Source organism: Bradyrhizobium sp. LjRoot220 (genome assembly GCF_964252915.1).
In the GTDB taxonomy this organism is placed as follows: Bacteria; Pseudomonadota; Alphaproteobacteria; order Rhizobiales; family Xanthobacteraceae; genus Bradyrhizobium.
Genome location: NZ_CAXUPS020000014.1, coordinates 1 through 21,265, shown reverse-complemented (window position 1 = coordinate 21,265; position 21,265 = coordinate 1). Strand labels below are relative to the sequence as shown.

The window sequence follows — 21,265 nt, the reverse complement described above, 5'->3', positions numbered from 1 at the left end:
CCTAGTCAGAAGGGCGTCGGCCGTGGTCACGGACGTTGGACGGGGTTGCGGTGGACGTGACGGTGCCCTTGACCAAAGGCGCCGAAGCGTACGGCAAAGACGAGTGGTCCCGACGTCGCGGTGCTGGCGTCAATGCACCTGGAGGCAATAGCTTCCAGGGCGCAACGGAGGCAAAAGAGCCGTTCTCCGGGGAGAGCTCGTTATAAGCCGTAAAGCCATTGCGCAGGGAAGGCCGGGTGTTCACCGCTGCCCTGTATGCTCGTGTGCAGCTTTCTATCTACCAACCGCACACGGGACCGCGGGTGCAGCGCGCACCCGGTCTTCCCTGCGCCCTCTGTTTTCGAGGGCGGGAAGTTTCCAGCATAGCTCGGGCGCATCGCGTCGCGAGAAGGCGAACTCACATCCCCACGGCTTCCTAGACATGAAGCAGCAATTCTCCTCACGTCATCCCTGCGAACGCAGGGACCCATACGCCCCGGCGGAAATTATTGAGCACGATGGTCGATAGCTTTTTTCAACAACAGATGACCGGGGTTATGGGTCCCTGCGTTCGCAGGGACGACGGATGGGGCGGCATTCATTGCGTTCCCTCACAACCTCCCCTGATCTTCCTTCTGCACCTTCGCCTCGCTGACAACCATCTTCCGCCGCGGCACGATGAAGATCATCGTCGCGGCGCAGGCGAGCGAGATCGTGAAGACCGCTGATGTCAGCGGCAGCGTGGTGGTGGAATGGCCGCCGAGATAGGCGCCGAACTGCGACACCAGCGAGCCGAGCCCCATCTGCAAAAATCCCATCGCGCCGGAGGCGGTGCCGGCAGCTTCGGGGCGGACGCTGATCGCGCCGGCGACCGCGTTCGACATCACGAAGGCGTTGGCGAGCATCACGATCATCTGGGTGCCGAACAGGACCGACGGCACCTGGTTGGTCCCCGCAAGGCTCCACACCAGATTGAGCAGGCTGCCGCCGAGCTGCAGCGCCAGCCCGAACCAGATCAGCTTCTCCAGCGGATAGCGCGGCGCAAAGCGGACGCAGAACAGGTTGCCGACCAGAAAGGCGAGGCCGCTGGTCGCAAACCATGCGCCATATTCGGCGCTGCTGCGGCCCATTTGCGTGACCACGATATAAGGCCCGCCGCCGGCGAAGGTGAAAATGATCTGCGAGGCCAGCACCTGGCACAGCGCATAGCCGATGAACGCCCGCGAGGTGATCAGGCCGCCGATGTCGCGGCGAAAGCTGCTGCCGGCGGCGCGCTCACGGCGGGTTTCCGGCAGCATGCACGCGATCACCGCCGTGATCGTCAGCGCCGCCGCCGTGATCAGATAGAAGATCGCGCGCCAGCCGAACGCGATTTCCAGCAGGCCGCCGGTCAAGGGGCTCAGCATCTGCGCGATCATCATCACCGCGACCACGAGGCTGATCATCGAGCTGATGCGCTCGCGGCTGTAGAGATCGCGGATGATGGCGCGGCTCACCACCATGCCGGTGGCGCCGCCGAGCGCCTGCAGGAAGCGCGCGGCGATCAGTTGCGGCAGGGTTTCGGCGAAGCTGCAGCCTGCGCTCGCCGCGACCATCAGGGCGAGCCCGCACAGCAGCACCGGGCGGCGCCCAAAACGGTCCGACAGCGGCCCCATGATGATCTGCGAACAGGCGATGCCGACCATGAACAGCGACACCGTCATCTGCGCGATCGAAATATCGCGCCCGAACGTGGTCGCCAGCACGGGCAGTGCCGGCACCAGCATGTACAGCGAGATCGGCGCGACGCCCGTCATCGCGACGAGCATCAGCAGCATTATCTTCGACGTCGCGACGCCGCCGGTGTCACCAGCAGCACCGGGCGGCTTGCCCATCACGCCATGCATTCAGGTCCGATCCGTTTTGTGAATTCGGACTGTAGCGGGATGGCTCAGGGCGAATACGGCCGTTTCGGCATGCGGCTATGCCGGGATCGGGAGGCGCATTGTTGTCATCACCCGCGAAGGCGGGTGATCCAGTAATCCAGAGGCGGGAGTTTCAAATCGAGAGGCCGCGGCGTACTGGGTCCCCCGCCTTCGCGGAGGACGACAGGCCATGGTCGGCGCCTAAAGCGGCAGCAGCGCCGCCGTGGCGTCGTCCAGCCACAGCTTGGTCGAGTTGTCATCGAGATGCGGGCGCACCGAGCGGTTGACGCGTTCGTGGTAGTCGTTCAGCCATTTCAGTTCGGTCGCGCTCAGCATGTGCACGTCGATCAGGCGGCGGTCGATCGGGGCCAGCGTCAGCGTCTCGAACGCGTTGATCGGCTTTTCGGCGCCGGCGACGTCAGCGCCGACCACCAGTTCGAGATTTTCAATCCGGATGCCGTAGGCGTCGGTCTTGTAGTAGCCGGGCTCGTTGGACAGGATCATGCCGCGCTTCAGCGGCGCGGTGCCGAGCTTGGAAATCCGTGCCGGGCCTTCGTGCACCGAGGAATAACTGCCGACGCCGTGGCCGGTGCCGTGCTCGAAATCGAGGCCGGCAGCCCAAAGATATTGCCGCGCGAAGCTGTCGAGCTGGGCGCCGGTGGTGCCGTCGGGGAATACCGCGCGCGCGATCGCGATATGGCCGCGCAGCACGCGGGTGAAGCGGTCGCGCATCTCCGCCGTCGGCTCGCCGATCGCGATGGTGCGGGTGACGTCGGTGGTGCCGTCTTCATATTGCGCGCCGGAATCGATCAGCAGGAGATCGCCGGACGCAATCCGCCGGTTGCTCCTGCGGGTGACGCGGTAGTGCACGATGGCGCCGTTCGGCCCGGTGCCGGCAATGGTCGGAAACGACACGTCCTTCAGGGCGCAGGTCTGGCGGCGAAAGGTTTCCAGCGCCTCCACGGTGTCGATCTCCGTCAGCGAACCCGACGGGGCCTCGCGGTCGATCCAGGCCAGAAACCGCGTCAGCGCCACCGCGTCACGCTGATGCGCGGTGCGGGCGCCTTCGATCTCGGTGATGTTCTTCACCGCCTTGAGCAGCGCCACCGGATCGCTGCCGCGCACCGGCTTGCCGCCGGCGGCCGCGATCAGGCGGCTCAATGCATCGGCCGCGGTGACGCTGTCGAGCGCGATGGCAGCGCCCTTCTGCGCCAGTTCAGTCAGCATCGGCGCCAACGCGTCGGACTCGCGGACGTCTGCGGATCGTTCGAGATGGTCGCGCGTCAGGTTCGAGAGCTTGCGGTGGTCGATAAAGATGGTGGGGCGGCCGTCCTTCGGCACCAGCGCGTAGGACAAGGGCAGCGGCGTATGCGAGACGTCGGCGCCGCGGATGTTGAAGGTCCAGGCCACCGCGTGCGAATCCGACAGCACCAGCGCCTCGACGCCGAGTTTTGCGATCTCCAGCCGAATGCGCTTGAGTTTCTCGGCCTCGATCTCGCCGGAAAATTGCGTGCCGTGAATGGCGACCCGGCCGAGCGGCGGGGCGGGGCGTTCGTGCCACACCGAATCGAGCGGGTTGCCGTCCACCGCGACCAGCTCCGCGCCGGCCTTGGAGCAGGCGGCGACCAGCCGTTCGGCTGCCGCCGAAGTGTGCAGCCATGGGTCAAAACCGAGGCGGTCGCCGGCGGTAAGATGCTTGGTCAGCCAGTGCTCCGGCGGCGGATCGGCCAGCGGCTCGATATGCCAGGCCTTGCGGTCGACCTGCTTGGCGGCCTGCAGCGTGTAGCGGCCATCGACGAAAACCGCGGCCTCCTTGGTCAGGACAACAGCCATGCCGGCCGAGCCGGTGAAGCCGGTGAGCCAGGCCAGCCGCTCTTCCGATGCCGGCACATATTCATTTTGCTGCTGGTCGGCGCGGGGAATCACGAAACCCGTCAGCTTGCGCCGCGCCAGTTCCTCGCGGAAGGCGGCCAGCCGGGCCGTCAGCGCCACGCCGCCCTCGGGTTCTTCGAATGTCTGGAAGTGGGCTTCGAACATCGTCACGTCACTTTAGGGTTGGGGTGCGGTCCGCATAACATAGCCATATTTTGGCATAATCTGTGCTTGAATATCCATGTCCGCGTTAGACCGGACGGAACGGTTGGCCATGCAAGCCGTTCACGTGACGACACCAGGGGAAATTCCAGGAGTGTTTCAACTCAACGAAGAGGGGATTCACCATGCCTGCTTTCACGTTTGAGAAGATCTCGCCGCCCGAGCGCCGTGGCCCGGTTTCGCCCGTCGCCAACAAGAAGCAACGTGGCGTCATCGTCCAGTTGCTGGACCGCTTCGCCGAGGCGCGCGTCAAACGTACCAAGCAGGAAGAGGAAAAGGGCGTCATCGCCCGCTACAAACCTCCTGAATGAGATTCTAGCCCGCGTTGCGCAGCAGCAGGCTGCTCCAGCCTGCGATACGCAGATGACGCACCGGGACCAGCCCCCGCGCACGATAGGCGGATATGACGGAAGCCGCCTGCGGCGTCAGCAGTCCCGACAGAATGACCAGCGCCGATGGTGCCAGATGCCGCGCCATCGGCGTTGCCAATTGCCGCAACGGATTGGCGAGGATGTTCGCCAGCACCAGATCGAACGGCCCGGCCTGCGCGAACTGCGGCGCAGAAAAGCCGGTGGCGGGGATCACCTGCACCAGATGCCCCGAACCATTGAGCCGGGCATTTTCCTGCGCGACCCGCACCGAGAGCGGATCGATGTCGCTGGCCAGCACGTTTTCCTGCAGCGCCTTGGCCGCGGCGATCGCCAGCACGCCGGTGCCGGTGCCGAGATCGAGCACGCGCTGCGGCCGCCAGGCCTTCAGGACATGATCGAGCAGCAGCAGGCAGCCGCGCGTGGTGCCGTGGTGGCCGGTGCCGAACGCCAGCGCGGCTTCGATTTCGATGCCGAGCTTGTTGGGCGGCACCCGCGCGCGGTCGTGCTGGCCGTGCACGACGAAGCGCCCGGCCGGGACCGGGACAAGATCTTCGAGTGTGGCCTTGACCCAGTCCTTGGCCTCGACCGTATCGAAAGTGATATTTTCTGCGATCTTGTCGCCGGTGGCGGTGGCCACGAGGTCGCGGATCCGGGCCTGATCCGGCGGGGCGGCAAAATGCATGATCACGTCCCAGCGGCCGCCCGGATTTTCAAACGCGGCGATGGCTGCCTCGTCCTCAACGAACAATTCGTTAAGCATATCGACAACACGCTTGGCGGCGGTTTCGTCGCCGATCGCGAAGCCGGCCCGGTACGTAGAGGGGGTGAAGGTCATTGGGAACCAAAGGATAAGGTGGGTAGCTCGAACGTGAGCAAATCGCGAAAAGTTACGCGTAGGCGATTAGAACAACCTCACCGGCAGCTCCACTGAACGGGGGGCCCTCGGTTCCATGGGTAGCAAACCGACGCTTGAAACGCCATGAAGCCTGACACGGTCAGCACGGCATGTATTCATCCTGGGCGAAACTTCCGCTCCGGTGTGGCAGCACTTGCACAGTTTATCGACCCTAAACGCAAGGCTTGTCCACAGCGTCATGCACCGGAACATACAGGCAGCTTCCACAGGCAGCCCAACCTGTTTGCACCGCGAATACACCGGCTTCTCCACCGGTCGTCCAAGGGTTTGTCCACACCTTGGCCACGGTGACGCAATCGGAATTTTCAAGGCTTGTTAGCCAATTCACGGGCGATTCACAGCGTTTCCAGATCGGAGCTGCAACCGGGGATGCGGGAACCGGGCGTTAAATGGGCGCATGCCAGGATCGGTGCCGTTAAGAAATATAACAAGGGGGAAATTGAAATGACAAAAATTACCGCAGTTATTGCAGTGATGTGTGCGTTGTGCGCGTTCGTCAGCTATCCGTTGGCGGAGGAGCGCCCTCAGTCCGCGATGGAGACGATCTCGCCGCTGGCGATGATGCAGACCGCGCGGGCGCTTCCGACGGAAGCCTACGACGCTATTTGACCACTGAGCAGGGCGCGGCGCCGGCAACGGTGTTGCGCCCCTCAACCAAACAGTGCGCGGTGATCGCCCAGGATCACTTTTGCGGCGTTGTGGCCGGGGGCGCCGGTGACGCCGCCGCCGGGATGGGCACCGGAGCCGCAATGGTAGAGGCCCTTCAGCGGGCCGCGGTAATCGGCATGGCCCAGCATCGGCCGCGCCGAGAACAGCTGATTCAGCGTCAGGGCGCCGTGAAAGATGTCGCCGCCGAGCAGCCCGAACTGCCGCTCCAGATCGAGCGGCGACAGCACCTGCCGGCCGACGACGCTTTTCGCAAAGCCCGGCGCATATTTGTCCACCGTCGCGATCATCAGATCGGCCACTTCCTCGCGATGGTCGTCCCAGGATTTTCCGTCCGGCAACTGCGGCGCGACGTGCTGGCAGAACAGGCTCGCGACATGCTGGCCGGGCGGGCAAAGGGAATCGTCGAGCGTAGAGGGGATCAGCAATTCGACCACCGGCTCGCGGCTCCAGCCGCGCGCGCGGGCGTCCTGCCAGGCGCGGTCCATGTAATCGAGACCGGGCGCGAGGATGATTCCCGCCGTCAGATGATCGCCTTCGCCGGGCAGTGCCGTGAACGAGGGCAGGGCACTCAGCGCCACATTCATCCGGAAGGTGCCGGAGCCGTTGCGCCAGTGGCTGATGCGATCGAGGAATTCCGGCGCCAGCGCGCCCGGCGGCACGAGGCGCGTGTACAGCAGCTTCGGATTTACGCCGGAGACGATGTATTTCGCGCGCACCGTCTTGCCATTGTCGAGGATGACGCCCACTGCGCGCCCGCCTTCGACGATCACCTCGCGCACGCCAGCCTCCAGTTCGATGCCGGCGCCATGGCCGCGCGCCGCGCGCGCCATCGCCTGGGTGATCGCGCCCATGCCGCCGATGGCGTGGCCCCACACGCCCTTCTTGCCGTTCACTTCGCCGAACGCATGGTGCAGCATCACGTAGGCGGAGCCGGCCGCATAGGGGCTGGCGTAATTGCCGACGATGGCGTCGAAGCCGAACAGCGCTTTCACCAGATCGCTCTCGAAGCGTTCGTCCAGCATCTCGCCGGCCGAGCGCGTGAACAGGTCGAGCAGGCTGCGCTGCTGTTCGAGCGACAATTTTTTCAGGATGCTGGCGGTGCCGAACGCATTGAACGTCTCGCGGATCGCGCCGAGGCTGAAGCCTTCGACGATGTTCGGCGGGGCGCGCAGCACCAGTTGCCGCAGCACGTCGGCGATGCCTTCGAGTTCGTGCGCGAACGCATCGATGCGATCGGCGTCGCGCGGGCTCAATTTGGCGACCGAATCCCGCGTGCGGCCTTCGCCGGTGAGCAGATAGCTGCCGTCGGGCGCCGGCAGGAAATTCTGCGCGCGGCGTTCGACGATGCGCAGGCCGTGGTCGGCCAGCTTCAAATCGGCGATGATCTGCGGGTTGAGCAGACTGACGGTGTAAGCGGCCACCGAATTGCGAAACCCCGGATGGAATTCCTCGGTCACGGCGGCGCCGCCGACCACCTTGCGGCGCTCGACTACTTTCACGCGCAGGCCGGCCTTCGCGAGATAGGCCGCGCAGGTGAGGCCGTTATGCCCCGCACCGATGATGACGACGTCTGTTCCGTTCATGTCCGCTTCAAGAAAGTTTGATTAAGCCGCCGTTGCGCCGCCCCGGCGCTCCCGTCAATCCACCATTTTCCGATTCCTTGCTAGCCATGTTGCCATATGCTCCATTAAACGTCTCTGGCGCTTCCATGCCGGAATTCCGCCCACCGGCTCCCGCCGGACCCACGCCGGAGCATCCATGAGCTTTTCTAAACCGTCCGCCGCCACGGACCTGTCGTCCGATTCCCGGAACCGGACGGTCCTCGTGGTCTACACCGCGGCGATCTTCGTCAGCGCGCTGCTGCTGTTCTCGGTGCAGCCGCTGTTCACCAAGATGGTGCTGCCGCGGCTCGGCGGCTCGCCAGCGGTGTGGTCGGTGGCGATGGTGTTCTTCCAGTCGCTGCTGCTGGGCGGCTACGCCTATGCGCATTTCCTGATGCAGCTGCGCAACCGCGTGATCCCCGTGGCCGTGCATCTGGCGCTGCTGGCCATTGCGATGCTGACGCTGCCGCTGTCGATCGCGATCGGCTGGGGCGAGCCGCCGAGTTCCGGCTATGCGATCTGGCTACTGGGTCTGTTTGCGGTGTCGATCGGTCTGCCGTTTTTCGCGCTCGCCGCCAACAATCCGCTGCTGCAGGCCTGGTTCGTTCGCACCGGCCACCCCAGCGGCCCCGATCCGTACTTCCTCTATGCGTCCTCGAACATCGGCAGTTTCCTCGCGCTGTTGTCCTATCCGGTGCTGCTGGAGCCGATGTTCACGCTGCGCGCGCAAAACCTGATCTGGACCGCTGTTTATGGCCTGCTTATCGTTCTGATCGCAAGCTGCGCAATATTGCTGCTGCGCTCGCCGGCCAATGCGGCAGAGTTGAACATGCCCGCCGACGATGCGGATGCGCCGGCGCCGTCGTGGATGACGCGTGCGCGCTGGATTTTCCTCGCGGCGGTGCCGTCGGGTCTGCTGATCGCGGTGACCGCGCATATCTCCACCGACGTTGCCGCGGCGCCCTTGTTGTGGGTGCTGCCGCTGTCGCTGTATCTGCTGACCTGGGTGCTGGTGTTCCAGTCGCGGCCGCTGCTGCCGCACAAATGGATGCTGCTGGCGCAACCGCTGGCGATCGCCGGTGTCGTCGTGCTGCTGGCATTCGGCGGCGAGCAGAATCTGTTGCTGACGCTCGGCGGGCACCAGCTGTGCTTCTTCGTCATCGCGATGGCCTGCCATGGCGAACTGGCGCGGACGCGACCGGCTGCCAAATACCTCACCGGCTTTTATGTCGCGCTGTCGTTCGGCGGCATGGTCGGCGGTCTCTTTGCCGGCCTGATCGCCCCCTTCACCTTTTCCTGGATCGCCGAATACCCGATCCTGCTGGCGCTGGCCGCCTTGTGCCGGCCGACGGGAAGCGAACGGTGGCCGCGCTGGAGCGGTTGGTACTGGCCGTTCCTCGCGGCACTGGCGGTGGCACTGATCGTGCCGTCCTGGTCATCCGGCAAGGTCATGCACTGGCTCGACGATCACCGGGTCTGGATGATCGGCGCGGTCGGCGTGCTCTCGGCGCTGCTGGCGCTTGGGCTGAACGCCAGTCGATGGAAGATCTTTGCGACCGTGGTGGTGGCGCTGGTGTTGTTGCGCGCTTATCCCTCTGACGACGGGCGGGTGGAGACCGTGCGCAGCTTCTTCGGCGTCCACAAGATCGTGGTGACGTCGAATGGCCAGTATCACGTGCTGATGCATGGCACCACGATCCACGGCGCCGAGAAATTCAAGAACGATGACGGCACGCCGGTGACCGGCCGGCCCGAGCCGATCACCTACTACCACAAGGACGGCGGCATCGGTCAGGCGATCACGGCGGTGCGCGAGCGCAAGGCGGCGCCGCTGCGGGTGGCGGTGATCGGCCTTGGCTCCGGCACGCTGACCTGCGCCTCGTTGCCGGGCGAGGACTGGAAGTTCTTCGAGATCGACCAGACGATGGTCGATACCGCGCGCGATCCGAAATATTTCACCTATGTCAGCAAGTGCGCGCCGGACATGAAGCCGGTGATCGGTGACGCGCGGCTGACCTTCGCGCGCGAACCCAACGGGGTCTACGACCTGATCATCGTCGATGCCTATTCGTCGGATGCGATTCCGATTCATCTGGCGACCGAAGAGGCGATGGAGATCTACAAGGAAAAGCTGGCGCCGCAGGGCGTGGTCGCGATGCACGTCTCCAACCGGCATCTGGAACTGTCCAGCGTCGTGGTCGGCATCGCCGACGCCAACGACATGAAAAGCTGGGTCTACAGCGAGGATTCCGGCCGCGACAGCGAATACATCTTCTCGACCTCGGTGGTGGTGTCGGCGCGGCACGAAACCGATGTCGGCGCGCTGGCATCGTCGGACAAATGGGCGGAGACCGAAGCCGAAGACCATCAGCGGGTCTGGACCGACGATTACTCCAACGTGCTGGGCGCCGTTTGGCGCCGGATGCGCGACGGCGAACAATAGGCCCATTGCGATAATTCGTTGCGGGTCTAGAGTCCGGTTTCGATTGAATCGAACCCGGGCTCTTTCGTCATGGCCAATTTCACTCCCCTGTCGGCCGCGATCGGCGGCGCGCTGATCGGCCTTTCGGCCGTGCTGCTGATGCTGCTGACCGGGCGGATCGCGGGCATCAGTGGCATCTTCGCCGGGCTCCTGACCATCAGGAGCGACGACAAGGCCTGGCGCATTGCCTTTATCGCGGGGCTGATGCTGGTCCCCGTCATCGCCGGATGGATCGGCTACGGCATGGCGCCGCCCAGGCTGCCGGCCAGTTGGGCCGTCATCGTGGTCGCCGGGCTATTGGTCGGCTTCGGCACACGGCTCGGCGGTGGCTGCACCTCCGGTCATGGCATTTGCGGAATTGGACGGCTGTCGGTGCGCTCGATCGCGGCGACCGTCGTCTTCATGGTGACGGCGGTGATCACTGTGGCGATCGCACGCCACGTGCTGGGAGGTTGAGCCATGGAAACCGTCTCGCGCATGATCGCGCCGTTGTTGTGTGGCCTGATCTTCGGAACGGGCTTGCTCATCTCCGGCATGGTGCAGCCGACCAAGGTGCTCGGCTTCCTCGATGTCTTTGGGGCGTGGGATCCAAGCCTCGCCGTGGTGATGGCGGCCGCACTGGCGGTCGCAACGCCCGGCTTCATGCTGGCAAGACAGCGCGCGCGGCCGGTGCTGGCCGGGCAGTATTTCTGGCCGGGGAAATCGGAGATCGATGCGCCGTTGCTGCTGGGAGCAGGGTTGTTCGGCGTCGGCTGGGGTCTCGTCGGATTGTGCCCGGGGCCGGCGCTGGAGAGCCTGGCGACGCTGTCGCCAGGTGTGGTTGTCTTCGTCGTGGCGATGGCCAGCGGGATGATTCTGCACGACAAATGGCAGTCGTCGCGGCCGATAATTCCCCGCGACGCGCCGGTTGCCCGCGCCACGGACGGCTGAATTCAAGCGAAGCGGCCCAAATCACAGCCGAGGGGACTGGCGAACAACTGCGGCTGTGGAGCGATGGTCGCATCCGGCAGGCTTGGCGCAAGCGGTTGCCCGGGCTATGAAGTGATACCCTGCCGTGAGTCCCAATCATTGCCTGTGCCGACATGCGCGATATCAGGATCATCAGAAGCCGGCACTTCCACCGGATGCAGCGCCGGCACTTCGTCATGTTCGACGTATTGCCTTTCTGCGGCACGCTGATCGCGCTGGGCCTGCTGTTCTACCGGCCGATCGGCTGGCTCGAGATCGGCCTGTTTTTCGGCATGTGGCTGCTCACCGGCCTCGGGCTTACCGTCGGCTATCACAGGCTGTTCACCCACCGCGCGTTCGCAACCAGCATTGCCGTGAGCTGCATGCTCATTGTCATGGGTTCGATGGCAGGACGCGGCCCGATGCTGTCATGGGTCGCCATGCACCGCCGGCATCACGAGCTGTCCGATCACGACGGTGATTTGCATTCGCCGAATTTGCACGGCGATACCGTGCTGGGTCGCCTGCGTGGCTTCCTGCATGCCCATCTGACCTGGATGATCGAACACGATTATCCCAACGTCGCGCACTACGTGCCGGACCTGATGACGGAGCGGACGTTGGTTGCCGTGAACCGGCATTATTATGCGTGGGTACTGCTGGGGCTGCTGATTCCCGCGGCCATCGGCGGTCTCGCCAGCGGCACGCTGTGGGGTGCCGTTGGCGGATTTCTCTGGGGCGGTATCGTGCGCATGTTCGTGGTCGAGCAGTCGATGTCGGCGATCAATTCATTGATGCATACATTCGGCGCGCGGCCTTATCGGACCCGGGACGACAACAGCCGCAACCTCGGCGTGATGGCGTGGCTGGCCTGGGGTGAGGGGTGGCACAACAACCACCATGCCTTTCCGTATTCGGCGGCGTTCGGGCTGCGCTGGTTCGAATTCGATCCGGGATATCTCTTCATCCGTCTGCTCGCCGCTCTGGGACTGGCGTGGAACGTCAAGGTGCCCAGCCCCGAGAAGATCGCGCTGCGCCGGATGAATGGCCCCGCGCTAGAGGCGGCCGATCTCGAACGTGGCTAGTCTTCGCTCCAGGACGAGCACCGCAGCGAAGCCGGAGTTGATCCCGAGCGGTGTCGGGAGTTGAACATGCCCGGGATCGCGGACTGATGGCGTTCAACAGTTACCCGTTTCTGCTGGGCTTCCTGCCGCTAGCTGTCCTGCTCTGTCGATTGGTGGACTCCTATCCGCATTTCCGGATCTGGATGCTGGTGCTGTTGTCGCTGGCGTTCTACGCTTATGGCAGTCCGCCGTTCATCCTGCTGCTGGTGCTGTCGGTCCTGATCAACTGGCTGGCTGCGCTGGCCTATGTCAGGACCAAACTGTCTGGCATCATCACGGCGGCGATCATTGCCGATCTCGGCGTGCTCGCATTTTTCAAATACACCAACTTTCTCGGCTACAATCTCGGTCTGGTGCTGGGCCGGCCGATGCCGCTGCTCGACATCGCGCTGCCGCTCGGCATCTCGTTCTTCACGTTCCACCACATCATGTACCTGGTCGATCTGCGCAAGGGCAAAGCGCCGATCTACCCGCTTGGCCATTACGCGCTCTACATTGGTTTTTTCCCACAAGCGCTCGCCGGGCCGCTGGCGCGCTGGTCGCAGGTGATGGACCAGTTCGGCAGAAGGATCTATGCGCCGGGCTGGCAGCGCGAATTCTGCCTCGGCATTGCCTTCATCACGGCGGGGCTGTTCGAAAAGGTCTTTCTGGCCGACCGGCTCGGTCGCCTCATCGATCCCGTCTATGCGAAGGCGCTGTCCGGTCCGGTGGCCAATGGTGACGCCTGGCTGGCGCTGAGCTTCAACATCCAGATTCTGTTTGATTTCGCCGGCTATTCCGACATCGCGATCGGGCTCGGTCTGCTGTTTGGCGTCAAACTGCCGTTCAATTTCAACGCGCCGTTTCGTTCCACCAGCATTCAGGATTTCTGGCAGCGCTGGCACATCACCTTGATGCTGTTCCTGCGCGACTATGTTTTCTACCCGCTCGCCAACAGCCGCATCCTGCCAAGGCGCCTTCTTCCGCTGCAGTTTTTCGGCGCCATGCTGCTGACGATGGCGCTGTGCGGCCTGTGGCACGGCGCAAGCTGGTCGTTCGTGCTGTGGGGTGTCCTGCACGGCTGCGCGCTGGTGATCTGCTCGCTCTGGCGCCGCTATGGCCCGCGAATGCCGTCGCTGCTCGGATGGGCGCTGACGGCGATGTTCGTGCTGCTGACCGGCGTGATCTTCCGCGCCGGGACACTACAAGCCGCCTGGCATATTTTTCAGGGGCTTGCCATTCCGCTCGATCTCGGGCGCGGGCACCTTGAGCCATTCTTCATCATTCCGCTGGTGGCTTTCCTGCTGCCTGCCAGCCAGGACATCATCGAAATGCTGACGCGGCGGCCAAGACCCTGGCTTGCCGGTCTGGTGGGCATCGTCCTGCTGGCAATTCTGATCGAGCTCGGAGAACGCAACGTCAATGGCTTTGCTTACTTCTACTTCTGACGAGTCGGACGGATGGGCCCGCTGCCTGACGGCGTGCCTCGGCACGATCGGCATCGGCGCGCTGCTGTTGCTGGCCTTGATGGTCGCGGTCGATCCCTACGACACCGGAAAGTTCGGCTGGCTCGGCATTGACGGCGTCGACGACCAGAATACTCACACGGCGAGCGCAAGCCGGGCGCGGGACGCCCAATTCGACTCTGCCATTGTCGGAAGTTCCACCGCGCAAATGCTCCATCCGGCCGAACTGTCGCGGGCCACGGGCTTGCGCTTTGTGCAACTCTATCTGACCGGCGGCTCTCCCCGCCAGCAGCTCACCGTGCTCGATTCCTTCCTGCGACATCATCAAAGGCCGGGTGCGCTGGTCATCGTCACCGATCCCTTGTGGTGCGTGCATCAGCGGGTCGATGATCCAAACGACCGCTTTCCCTATTGGCTCTACGACGACAGTTCGCTTGCCTACGCCGTCCGGCTGTTGTCGTGGCCGGCGATCCAGCGCGCATCGCGGCGGATCTCGATCGGTCTGGGTTGGCGTAAGCGCGACGAACCGAACGGCTACTTCAGCTATGAGGCTTTCTGGCATCGGGGCGAGTTTCGTCCCGTAAGCCCACCGAGGGATTTCGTGCCCGGGGCCCCGGTCGGCGGCCGCGATGGTTTTCCCGAGATCATGCGGCTCGACGCGGTTATCAAACAGCTCCCGGCCAATGTTGCCGTCGTTCTGGTGGTCCCGCCAACCTTCCATGCGGCGGTGGCGAAACCAGGCATGCCAGCGGCGGCGGAACGGGACGCCTGCAATGCCGCGTTGCAACGGATTGTAGCCGGCCGCGCCCGCAGCAATTTCATCAACTACCGCATCGAGAATGCGCTGACCCGCAATCCCGACAATTTTGCGGACTTGATTCATTACCGTCCGAGCATTGCCAGCAAGATGGCGGAAGGCATTGCCGACAGCATCAGGCTGGGCGAAGCCGCCAAAATCGACTTCTGATCAGTCCGCGTCGGCCGCGAGATCTTCAAAGCGCCGCTCGAGCCACAGCTTGCGCGCCAGGCTGCGCTGGATCTTGCCGCTGGTGGTCTTCGGCAGCGTTCCGGGCCGGATCAGCACGATGTGGCGGGCGAACAATTCGTGCTGATCGGTCACGCTTTCGCGGATCAGTCCCTTCATCCCGGCGGCATCGACCCGGTTGCGTTCGGTGCGCTCGATCTCCTGCACGATGACCAGCGTATCCTCACCGCGCTCGTCGGGCACGGCGAAGGCGGCGCCGCAATTGGCGCGAAGCGCCGGCTGGGCGGACTGAACCGTCCGTTCGATGTCCTGCGGGTAATGATTGATGCCCCTGACCAGGATGAGGTCCTTGATCCGGCCGGTGACGAACAATTCACCGGCCTCGTCGAGAAAGCCGAGATCGCCGGTGCGCAGCCATCGTCCGCCGTCATCCTCGCCGGCGATGTCGGCATTGAGGGTTGCCTGCGTGGCCTCGGGGTTGTTCCAATAGGCGCGCGCGACGTTCGGTCCGTTCACCCAGATTTCGCCGACCATGTGGGGGAGCTGGCGCACACGTTGATTGGGGTCGACGATGGCGATCCGTTCATTGACCAACGCGCGGCCGCAACCGACGAGCAATTGTGCGTCAGCCGCACCGGCGGGTGCGGTGACCGCATGCGATTGAAGCCCGACGCTGCTGACGCTGCACGTCACGTGACCCGCACCGCGCCGCCCGCCCGAGATCAGCAAGGTTGCTTCCGCCATGCCGTAGGCCGGGAAGACTGTAGTGGCATCGAAGCCATGGCCGGCGAAGGTCCCGATGAAACGGTCGATGGTTTCGGCGTGCACCGGCTCGGCGCCGTTGAGCGCGACCTTCCAGCAGGAGAGGTCGATGCCCTGCATCTGGTCAGCGCGATACCGGCTGACGCAATGGTCATAGCCGAAATTCGGGCTGCAGCCGACCTCGGCGCGGTAATCATGGATGGCGCGCAGCCAGTTCAGCGGCCGCTGCGTGAAGGCGTTCGGCGCCATCAGCACGCACAGCGACCCGACATAGAGCGTCTGCAACGCGTTCAGGATCAAGCCCATGTCGTGGTAGAGCGGCACCCAATTGACATAGGTGGACCGGCTGGTGTTGCCGAGCGCGCAGCGGATCATCTCCAGATTGGCGAGCAGGTTGGCGTGGCTGACCGCGACGCCCTTTGGCTCGGAGGTCGAGCCCGAGGTATACTGCAGAAAGGCAATGTCCTGAGCCTTCGGCGGCGGCATGCCGGATCCTGCGGTGGCGGCCGACGCGGCAGCCAGGTCCACCGACAGCCATTGCAGCCTTTCGCGTAAAAATCGCGCCTGCAAATCGCCGCGGACCGCAAATGACGCACTGCTGAGCGCGACCGCCGGTTCGCAATTGGCGATGAACGCCGCGCTTGAATCGCGCGCAGCCTGCCGGCGCGGCATCATCATCGGAACCGCGATCACGCCGGCGATCAGGCATCCGAAGAAGGCAACGATGAATTCGAGGCCTGGCGGAAACACCAGCAGCGCGCGCTCGCCGGGGCCGACGATCCCGCGGAGCCGCGCCGCGAGCGCATTCGCGGCATCATGCAGCTGGCGAAAGCTGAGCGCCGCTTCCTCGGTGCCGCGGTCGGACAGGAAAACATAAGCGCGCTCATCCGGCTGGCTTTGCGCCCGCTTCGCGAGCAGTTCGACCAGCGAGGAGAACGGTTCCATATCGGCCAGGAATGTCTGCCGGTGGCGGGTTCAGGCGGCGGAGCGCGCTGCGCGCCTTTCGGCAAGGGCGCGGGACAGTTCGTCGATCGTGGGATGGTCGTAGAAATCGTCGGTCGACAGTTCGAGGCCGAGTTTTTCCTCGAGCTCCAGCATGACATAAACAACCATGGCCGAATCGAGCCCGATGCGGCTGAATTTGGCGTCGGTTTTGACCCGATCCTTTGCGATCCGCAGCACATTCGCCAGCGAAGCCACGCAAAGCTCGGAGATTTCTTGTTGCGTCATCACAATCCAGCCGAGAACCCGACGACAATACGGCTGCATTGCGCATTGTCAATTTGACGGGTCGACCGGGGTTTTGATGACGCGCGGCCCAGGCCCGATCGATGCCTAGTCTCTGCTTCAATCCTGATAGGTGAACAGCCCGCGTGGCTGGTAATATGGCTGCGGCTGTGGCTGCTGGTAGTAATAGCCCTGCGGCGCCGGCGGATAGCCGCGATAATATTGCTGCTGCGGCTGTGGCTGCGGATGGGCCTGGGCGCCGTAGAGGCGGCGGTCGCGCGGCGCCGGATAGCGCGCCTCGCTGGAGCTGCCGTCAGCCGGATAGATGTAGCCGTCGTCGGCGCGGACCTGCGGCGCCACGCCGGCCTGCGGCGCGATCATGACGGGGTCGCCGACCGAAGCTTCGGTCTGCTGCTCATATTGCGGGGCCGGGGCGCGGCGCGCGACGGCATTGGTGCGCGGCCGCGGATGGCGCGCCAATGCGACCTGCGACGAGCCGGTCAGCGTCACCGTGGTGTTGAGCACGCCTTGCTCCTTCACCAGTGCATAAAGCTTCGAGGCGTTGTCGCGCGACAGCCGCACGCAGCCATGCGAGGCGGGCGAACCGAGCCGGTTGACAGAATCGGTGCCGTGAATGGCGTGGCCGATCTTCGTGAAGAAGATCGAATGCGGCATCGGCGCGTCGTCGAATTCCTTGGAATAGTGGTCCAGTTCCATGCGGAAGGCGCGGAAGCTGCCGTTCGGCGTCTCGTAGGAAGGCAGGCCGCTCGACACCGGCCAGCGATAGCGCTCGACGCCGTCGACGGCGACGGTCATCTGCTGGCTGTCCTTGTCGACGGTGATGGCGACTTTGGCCTGCGCGGCGCCGGTTGCGAACAGCATCAGGCCGGTTAAGGCAACGAGGAAGGAACGCATTTTACCCTGGCCTCCAGGCCATGCAACGCCGCGGCTCTCCGTCCCCGGCATTTAATATGCCCGGAATCCGGCCTCGGTTCCAGTGGCTTGCCGACTGCATCGTTAATGCGCCCCGCGGCGCGAGCAAGGCGGAGCGGGGCCGAAGCCGGCTGGTTGTGTTGACGTTTTCGCGAGCGGCGGCGGCACCGGGTCGCCCGGAAGGTGTCACAGCCGCGCAACTTTTCCGCCGCATCGGCGTTGCAGATTCCCGCCCCAACGGCCCGATTCGCGCCGAGTTTTGAGGAATCCACATGAAGCACAGCAAGCTTGAGACGGCAGCGCTGCCCAGGAATTTATCGGCGGATTTGATGTTGGCAGGTTTGCCGGTGCGGCTGGCGCTCGCGGCGGCCGCCATTCTGCTGGCGCTGCTGACGATCCCCCATGCCGTTTACGCTCAGGGCATCGTCCGCGGCGCCCAGGAGGGCTCCTACGAGGGTAACCGGATCGCCGGCCCGGTAGGTGGCGTGGTCGGCGGAGCGGTCGGCGCGGGCGTCGGCGGCGCCATGGGCGCGGTCAAGGGCGTGTTCGGAATTCCCGATCGCGGCTACCGGCGCGGCTATCGCTGCCACGGCTATTACAACCGGCATGGGCATTTCAGGTGTTACCGGTGATCTCCGTCTCCAAGCCGTCATTCCGGGATGGTCCAAAGGACCAGACCCGGAATCTCGAGATCCCCCGATGCGCAATTGCGCATCTGAGGTTCGTGCTTCGCACGCGCCGGGATGACGGCTCGCCTGTAGCGATCCGTCAATTCTTCAACCGGTACCCAGTCCTGAAGATCCACCACACCAGGACCATGCAGACCGCGAGAAACCCGAGCGTCATGCCGAGGCTGAGGGCGACGCTGACGTCGGCGATTTCGTAAAAGCTCCAGCGGAAGCCCGAGATCAGATAGACCACCGGATTGAGCAGCGTGATGGTGCGCCAGCCCGACGGCAGCATGTTCACCGAGTAGAAGCTGCCGCCGAGGAAGGTCAGCGGCGTCACCACCAGCATCGGGATCATCTGCAGCTTTTCGAAACCGTCGGCCCAGATCCCGATGATGAAGCCGAACAGGCTGAAGGTCACCGCCGTCAGCACCAGGAAGGTCAGCATCCACCACGGATGCATGATGTGCAGCGGCACGAACAGCGCGGCGGTGGCCAGGATGATCAGGCCGAGGATGATCGATTTGGTGGCGGCGGCGCCGACATAGCCGACCACGATCTCGAGATAAGACACCGGCGCCGACAATATTTCGTAGATCGTGCCGACGAATTTCGGGAAGTAGATGCCGAACGAGGCGTTGGCGATGCTCTGCGTCAGCACCGACAGCATCACCAGTCCCGGCACGATGAAGGTGCCGTAGCTGACGCCGTCGACCTCGGTGATGCGCGAGCCGATCGCGGCGCCGAACACCACGAAATACAGCGAGGTCGACACCACGGGCGAGACGATGCTCTGCAGCAGCGTGCGCCAGGTGCGCGCCATTTCGAACAGATAGATAGCCTGAACCGCGCGCCAGTTCATGGTGCCCTCACCAGGCTGACGAAGATGTCTTCCAGCGACGATTGGGTGGTGTCGAGATCGGAAATGCGGATGCCGGCGTTGCGCAGGTCGCTCAAGAGGCTGGTGATCCCGGTGCGGTCGCCCTTGGTGTCGTAATTATAGGTCACCTCGCGGCCGTCCTCGGACAGTTCGAGGTTGTAGGCCGCCAGCGCCTCGGGGATCGCGTCGACCTTGCCCTGCAGATACAGCTTGAGGTGCTTCTTGCCGAGCTTCTGCATCAGCCCAGCCTTGTCCTCGACCAGGATGATCTCGCCCTTGTTGATGACGCCGATGCGGTCGGCCATTTCCTCGGCCTCTTCGATGTAATGCGTGGTCAGGATGATGGTGACGCCGGAGGCCTGCAGGGTGCGCACCACTTCCCACATGCCCTTGCGCAGTTCGACGTCGACGCCCGCTGTCGGCTCGTCCAGGAACAGGATCTGCGGCTCGTGCGACAGCGCCTTGGCGATCATGACGCGGCGCTTCATGCCGCCGGACAGCGTGACGATCTTGGCATCCTTCTTGTCCCACAGCGACAGGTCCTTCAGCACCTTCTCGATATGGGCGGGATTCTTCGGCTTGCCGAACAGGCCGCGGCTGAAGCTCACGGTCGCCCACACCGATTCGAAGGCGTCGGTGTGCAGCTCCTGCGGCACCAGCCCGATCAGCGAGCGCGCGGCGCGGTAATCCTTGTTGATGTCAAACCCGTTCACGGTGACGCGGCCTTCGCTCAGATTGGCGATGCCGCAGATGATGCTGATCAGCGTGGTCTTGCCGGCGCCGTTCGGTCCCAGCAGCGCGAAAATCTCGCCGCGGCGGATATCCAGATTGATGCCGTTCAGCGCCTTGAATCCCGAACCGTAGGTCTTGGACAGGTTGGTGACGGAAATGATCGGAGGCATCGAGTGCATGGCGGTCTGATTCGAAAATTGCGATTGGTTGCGATGGTTCTGGCACGGCGCTGCGGCCGCGTCGGTGCGGGCGGGGGCAGCGGGAACTAGCAGATAGGAATGGGCCGGCGGCTTCGCAATCGGCGGCGAGAATATTATCCCGCTTTATTTCTTTTTCTTGGCCGGTTTTTTCGCGGCCGCGCCCTTTGCCGCCGCGGGCGTGTCGCTCTGCTCGGGCACCTTCGCCAGCGTCATGATCTGGGTCTGCGCATTGACGGGTCCGTTGGGACGGGCGGGATCGAGCAATTGTTCCTCGCCGAGGCCCACCGACTGCAGCCGCTTGGCGGATATCTTGAAGGTGTTGACCAGGATATCGCGGATCGCATCGGCGCGGCGCTGGCTGAGATAGACGTTGTGGTCGCGCCTGCCAGTGGATTCGACATGGCCGACGATCAGGAACGTGTAGTTCAGCAGTGCGGCATTGACCAGCGTGTCAGCCAGCCGTCCGATTGTCTGATAGGATTCCGGCCGTACGATCGGGGTGTCGGTATCGAACTGGATGTCGATATTGAAGCTCGGCAGCTTGTTCAGTTCGGGTGCAATCGGCGGCCGCTTCTGTGGCGGCGGCTCGTTCTTGCCGCGCAATTTCGACCGCTCCAGGACCTGCGCGCGCAGCGCGGGGATGTCCAGCTCCAGCGGTGTTTCCAGCCCGCTCAGCTTGGTTGCGACCTCGTCCGTCGCCCGGTATCCGACATCGGCGATGGACTTGGTGCATCGCGCGCTCACGGTTGGCAGCGCCAGCAGGCAATTCAGGGATTTGAAGACTTCGCGTCCCTTGCCGCCGCACTTCTTGACCACCTCGAACTCGCACTCGCGCCCGACGGTGGCGCGCGCCGCGATGCGCTTCTGGATCGCGTCGAACGCCCGGGGATAGTCGGCCTTGCACGCCGCCGACATCACGTCCTGGTTGCGGTAGAGACATTCCTTCAGGCGGGTGGAGTCGATATTGACGCCGCGGCAATTGGCGGTGATGTCAGGGGCGCAGCTCTTGCCGAGTATGGCCGCTCCCTCGCCAAAGCTGATGGTCTGCGCCGTCGCCAGCGACGGCGCAGTGAGCGCAACGACAAGAAATATCGACCTACCCCAGACCATGATTGTATCTCAACCGATGAATGTGCCGATGGTCAAGGGCCCGGACACAGAGAAAGCCCTTCTGTCATAAAGTCCTTCGGCCAAACGGGCCATTGTTCATTAATCTTCGTGTTCGGGACCCAACCGACCCTGTGATTCGGGTCCAATTGTCAAACAGCGACAGGGCGTGCAGCCGCGTTCTCGCGGCGCAAAAAGCCCGAGGTTTGCCTCCGTTTGCTCCCCTCCTGGATAAAAG

At 64.0% G+C, this 21,265-nt stretch carries 19 protein-coding genes; 9 read left to right on the top strand and 10 right to left on the bottom strand.

What is annotated here, in order from left to right:
• Positions 1 to 590 precede the first annotated feature (590 nt).
• Together ACSQ84_RS33720 and ACSQ84_RS33715 are read right to left on the bottom strand one after the other, a co-directional pair.
• Entirely contained in the window at positions 591 to 1,865 is a 1,275-nt protein-coding gene (locus tag ACSQ84_RS33720; protein ID WP_436216064.1) for a multidrug effflux MFS transporter, read from the bottom strand.
• 219 nt (positions 1,866 to 2,084) lie between these two features.
• Entirely contained in the window at positions 2,085 to 3,920 is a 1,836-nt protein-coding gene (locus ACSQ84_RS33715) for an aminopeptidase P family protein (protein ID WP_436216063.1), read from the bottom strand.
• Between the two features lie 182 nt (positions 3,921 to 4,102).
• On the opposite strand from ACSQ84_RS33715, the gene ACSQ84_RS33710 reads away from it, so the two are divergent.
• Entirely contained in the window at positions 4,103 to 4,288 is a 186-nt protein-coding gene (locus tag ACSQ84_RS33710) for a hypothetical protein (protein WP_436216062.1), read from the top strand.
• A 4-nt stretch (positions 4,289 to 4,292) separates the two neighbouring features.
• Here ACSQ84_RS33710 and ACSQ84_RS33705 read toward each other — a convergent pair whose 3' ends face one another.
• A complete protein-coding gene (locus tag ACSQ84_RS33705; protein WP_436216061.1) occupies positions 4,293 to 5,183 on the bottom strand; it encodes a 50S ribosomal protein L11 methyltransferase in 891 nt (296 codons plus the stop codon).
• A 393-nt stretch (positions 5,184 to 5,576) separates the two neighbouring features.
• Here ACSQ84_RS33705 and ACSQ84_RS33700 point away from each other — a divergent pair, with 393 nt between their 5' ends.
• A complete protein-coding gene (locus tag ACSQ84_RS33700) occupies positions 5,577 to 5,873 on the top strand; it encodes a hypothetical protein (protein WP_436216060.1) in 297 nt (98 codons plus the stop codon).
• 41 nt (positions 5,874 to 5,914) lie between these two features.
• Here the strand turns inward: ACSQ84_RS33700 and ACSQ84_RS33695 are convergent, their stop codons facing one another.
• Positions 5,915 to 7,516 (bottom strand): phytoene desaturase family protein, encoded by a 1,602-nt coding sequence (locus ACSQ84_RS33695; RefSeq protein WP_436216059.1) that lies wholly within the window; start codon positions 7,514 to 7,516, stop codon positions 5,915 to 5,917.
• A gap of 175 nt (positions 7,517 to 7,691) precedes the next feature.
• On the opposite strand from ACSQ84_RS33695, the gene ACSQ84_RS33690 reads away from it, so the two are divergent.
• The 6 genes from ACSQ84_RS33690 (at position 7,692) to ACSQ84_RS33665 (ending at position 14,500) form a co-directional block, all read left to right on the top strand.
• A complete protein-coding gene (locus ACSQ84_RS33690) occupies positions 7,692 to 9,977 on the top strand; it encodes a fused MFS/spermidine synthase (RefSeq protein ID WP_436216058.1) in 2,286 nt (761 codons plus the stop codon).
• Positions 9,978 to 10,046: 69 nt separating this feature from the next.
• Entirely contained in the window at positions 10,047 to 10,472 is a 426-nt protein-coding gene (locus ACSQ84_RS33685; protein WP_436216057.1) for a YeeE/YedE family protein, read from the top strand.
• A gap of 3 nt (positions 10,473 to 10,475) precedes the next feature.
• Positions 10,476 to 10,946, top strand: coding sequence for a DUF6691 family protein (locus ACSQ84_RS33680; RefSeq protein ID WP_436216056.1), 471 nt, complete (start codon positions 10,476 to 10,478; stop codon positions 10,944 to 10,946).
• 152 nt (positions 10,947 to 11,098) lie between these two features.
• Positions 11,099 to 12,049 carry an acyl-CoA desaturase gene (locus ACSQ84_RS33675; protein WP_436216055.1) on the top strand — a complete coding sequence of 317 codons (951 nt, stop codon included), beginning with the start codon at positions 11,099 to 11,101 and terminating at the stop codon, positions 12,047 to 12,049.
• Positions 12,050 to 12,135: 86 nt separating this feature from the next.
• A complete protein-coding gene (locus ACSQ84_RS33670) occupies positions 12,136 to 13,515 on the top strand; it encodes an MBOAT family O-acyltransferase (protein ID WP_436216054.1) in 1,380 nt (459 codons plus the stop codon).
• The gene (locus ACSQ84_RS33665; protein WP_436216053.1) at positions 13,490 to 14,500 is read left to right on the top strand and encodes a hypothetical protein; all 1,011 of its coding nucleotides are present in this window, start codon (positions 13,490 to 13,492) and stop codon (positions 14,498 to 14,500) included. The genes ACSQ84_RS33670 and ACSQ84_RS33665 overlap by 26 nt, the downstream gene beginning before the upstream one ends.
• Here ACSQ84_RS33665 and ACSQ84_RS33660 read toward each other — a convergent pair whose 3' ends face one another.
• The 3 genes from ACSQ84_RS33660 to ACSQ84_RS33650 all read right to left on the bottom strand — a co-directional run bounded on the left by ACSQ84_RS33660 (position 14,501) and on the right by ACSQ84_RS33650 (position 17,422).
• Positions 14,501 to 16,225 carry a fatty acyl-AMP ligase gene (locus ACSQ84_RS33660; protein ID WP_436216052.1) on the bottom strand — a complete coding sequence of 575 codons (1,725 nt, stop codon included), beginning with the start codon at positions 16,223 to 16,225 and terminating at the stop codon, positions 14,501 to 14,503.
• A gap of 30 nt (positions 16,226 to 16,255) precedes the next feature.
• Positions 16,256 to 16,510 (bottom strand): acyl carrier protein, encoded by a 255-nt coding sequence (locus ACSQ84_RS33655; RefSeq protein WP_436216051.1) that lies wholly within the window; start codon positions 16,508 to 16,510, stop codon positions 16,256 to 16,258.
• Between the two features lie 117 nt (positions 16,511 to 16,627).
• On the bottom strand, positions 16,628 to 17,422 hold the full coding sequence (locus ACSQ84_RS33650) for a L,D-transpeptidase (protein ID WP_436216050.1): 795 nt from the start codon (positions 17,420 to 17,422) through the stop codon (positions 16,628 to 16,630).
• Between the two features lie 347 nt (positions 17,423 to 17,769).
• Here ACSQ84_RS33650 and ACSQ84_RS33645 point away from each other — a divergent pair, with 347 nt between their 5' ends.
• Positions 17,770 to 18,072, top strand: coding sequence for a hypothetical protein (locus ACSQ84_RS33645; protein ID WP_436216168.1), 303 nt, complete (start codon positions 17,770 to 17,772; stop codon positions 18,070 to 18,072).
• Positions 18,073 to 18,208: 136 nt separating this feature from the next.
• Here the strand turns inward: ACSQ84_RS33645 and ACSQ84_RS33640 are convergent, their stop codons facing one another.
• The 3 genes from ACSQ84_RS33640 to ACSQ84_RS33630 form a co-directional block, all read right to left on the bottom strand.
• The gene (locus ACSQ84_RS33640) at positions 18,209 to 18,970 is read right to left on the bottom strand and encodes an ABC transporter permease (RefSeq protein WP_436216049.1); all 762 of its coding nucleotides are present in this window, start codon (positions 18,968 to 18,970) and stop codon (positions 18,209 to 18,211) included.
• A complete protein-coding gene (locus ACSQ84_RS33635) occupies positions 18,967 to 19,890 on the bottom strand; it encodes an ABC transporter ATP-binding protein (protein ID WP_436216167.1) in 924 nt (307 codons plus the stop codon). The genes ACSQ84_RS33640 and ACSQ84_RS33635 overlap by 4 nt, the downstream gene beginning before the upstream one ends.
• A 153-nt stretch (positions 19,891 to 20,043) precedes the next feature.
• On the bottom strand, positions 20,044 to 21,030 hold the full coding sequence (locus tag ACSQ84_RS33630) for an OmpA family protein (protein ID WP_436216048.1): 987 nt from the start codon (positions 21,028 to 21,030) through the stop codon (positions 20,044 to 20,046).
• Between the last annotated feature and the right edge of the window lie 235 nt (positions 21,031 to 21,265).

Excerpts from the sequence above, each read along its gene's own strand:
- ACSQ84_RS33720 (WP_436216064.1), bottom strand. The coding sequence starts at position 1,865 with ATGCATGGCGTGATGGGCAAGCCGCCCGGTGCTGCTGGTGACACCGGC.
- ACSQ84_RS33715 (WP_436216063.1), bottom strand. The coding sequence starts at position 3,920 with ATGTTCGAAGCCCACTTCCAGACATTCGAAGAACCCGAGGGCGGCGTG.
- ACSQ84_RS33710 (WP_436216062.1), top strand. The coding sequence starts at position 4,103 with ATGCCTGCTTTCACGTTTGAGAAGATCTCGCCGCCCGAGCGCCGTGGC.
- ACSQ84_RS33705 (WP_436216061.1), bottom strand. The coding sequence starts at position 5,183 with ATGACCTTCACCCCCTCTACGTACCGGGCCGGCTTCGCGATCGGCGAC.
- ACSQ84_RS33695 (WP_436216059.1), bottom strand. The coding sequence starts at position 7,516 with ATGAACGGAACAGACGTCGTCATCATCGGTGCGGGGCATAACGGCCTC.
- ACSQ84_RS33690 (WP_436216058.1), top strand. The coding sequence starts at position 7,692 with ATGAGCTTTTCTAAACCGTCCGCCGCCACGGACCTGTCGTCCGATTCC.
- ACSQ84_RS33685 (WP_436216057.1), top strand. The coding sequence starts at position 10,047 with ATGGCCAATTTCACTCCCCTGTCGGCCGCGATCGGCGGCGCGCTGATC.
- ACSQ84_RS33680 (WP_436216056.1), top strand. The coding sequence starts at position 10,476 with ATGGAAACCGTCTCGCGCATGATCGCGCCGTTGTTGTGTGGCCTGATC.
- ACSQ84_RS33675 (WP_436216055.1), top strand. The coding sequence starts at position 11,099 with ATGCGCGATATCAGGATCATCAGAAGCCGGCACTTCCACCGGATGCAG.
- ACSQ84_RS33670 (WP_436216054.1), top strand. The coding sequence starts at position 12,136 with ATGGCGTTCAACAGTTACCCGTTTCTGCTGGGCTTCCTGCCGCTAGCT.
- ACSQ84_RS33665 (WP_436216053.1), top strand. The coding sequence starts at position 13,490 with ATGGCTTTGCTTACTTCTACTTCTGACGAGTCGGACGGATGGGCCCGC.
- ACSQ84_RS33660 (WP_436216052.1), bottom strand. The coding sequence starts at position 16,225 with ATGGAACCGTTCTCCTCGCTGGTCGAACTGCTCGCGAAGCGGGCGCAA.
- ACSQ84_RS33655 (WP_436216051.1), bottom strand. The coding sequence starts at position 16,510 with ATGACGCAACAAGAAATCTCCGAGCTTTGCGTGGCTTCGCTGGCGAAT.
- ACSQ84_RS33650 (WP_436216050.1), bottom strand. The coding sequence starts at position 17,422 with ATGCGTTCCTTCCTCGTTGCCTTAACCGGCCTGATGCTGTTCGCAACC.
- ACSQ84_RS33645 (WP_436216168.1), top strand. The coding sequence starts at position 17,770 with ATGTTGGCAGGTTTGCCGGTGCGGCTGGCGCTCGCGGCGGCCGCCATT.
- ACSQ84_RS33640 (WP_436216049.1), bottom strand. The coding sequence starts at position 18,970 with ATGAACTGGCGCGCGGTTCAGGCTATCTATCTGTTCGAAATGGCGCGC.
- ACSQ84_RS33635 (WP_436216167.1), bottom strand. The coding sequence starts at position 19,890 with ATGCCTCCGATCATTTCCGTCACCAACCTGTCCAAGACCTACGGTTCG.
- ACSQ84_RS33630 (WP_436216048.1), bottom strand. The coding sequence starts at position 21,030 with ATGGTCTGGGGTAGGTCGATATTTCTTGTCGTTGCGCTCACTGCGCCG.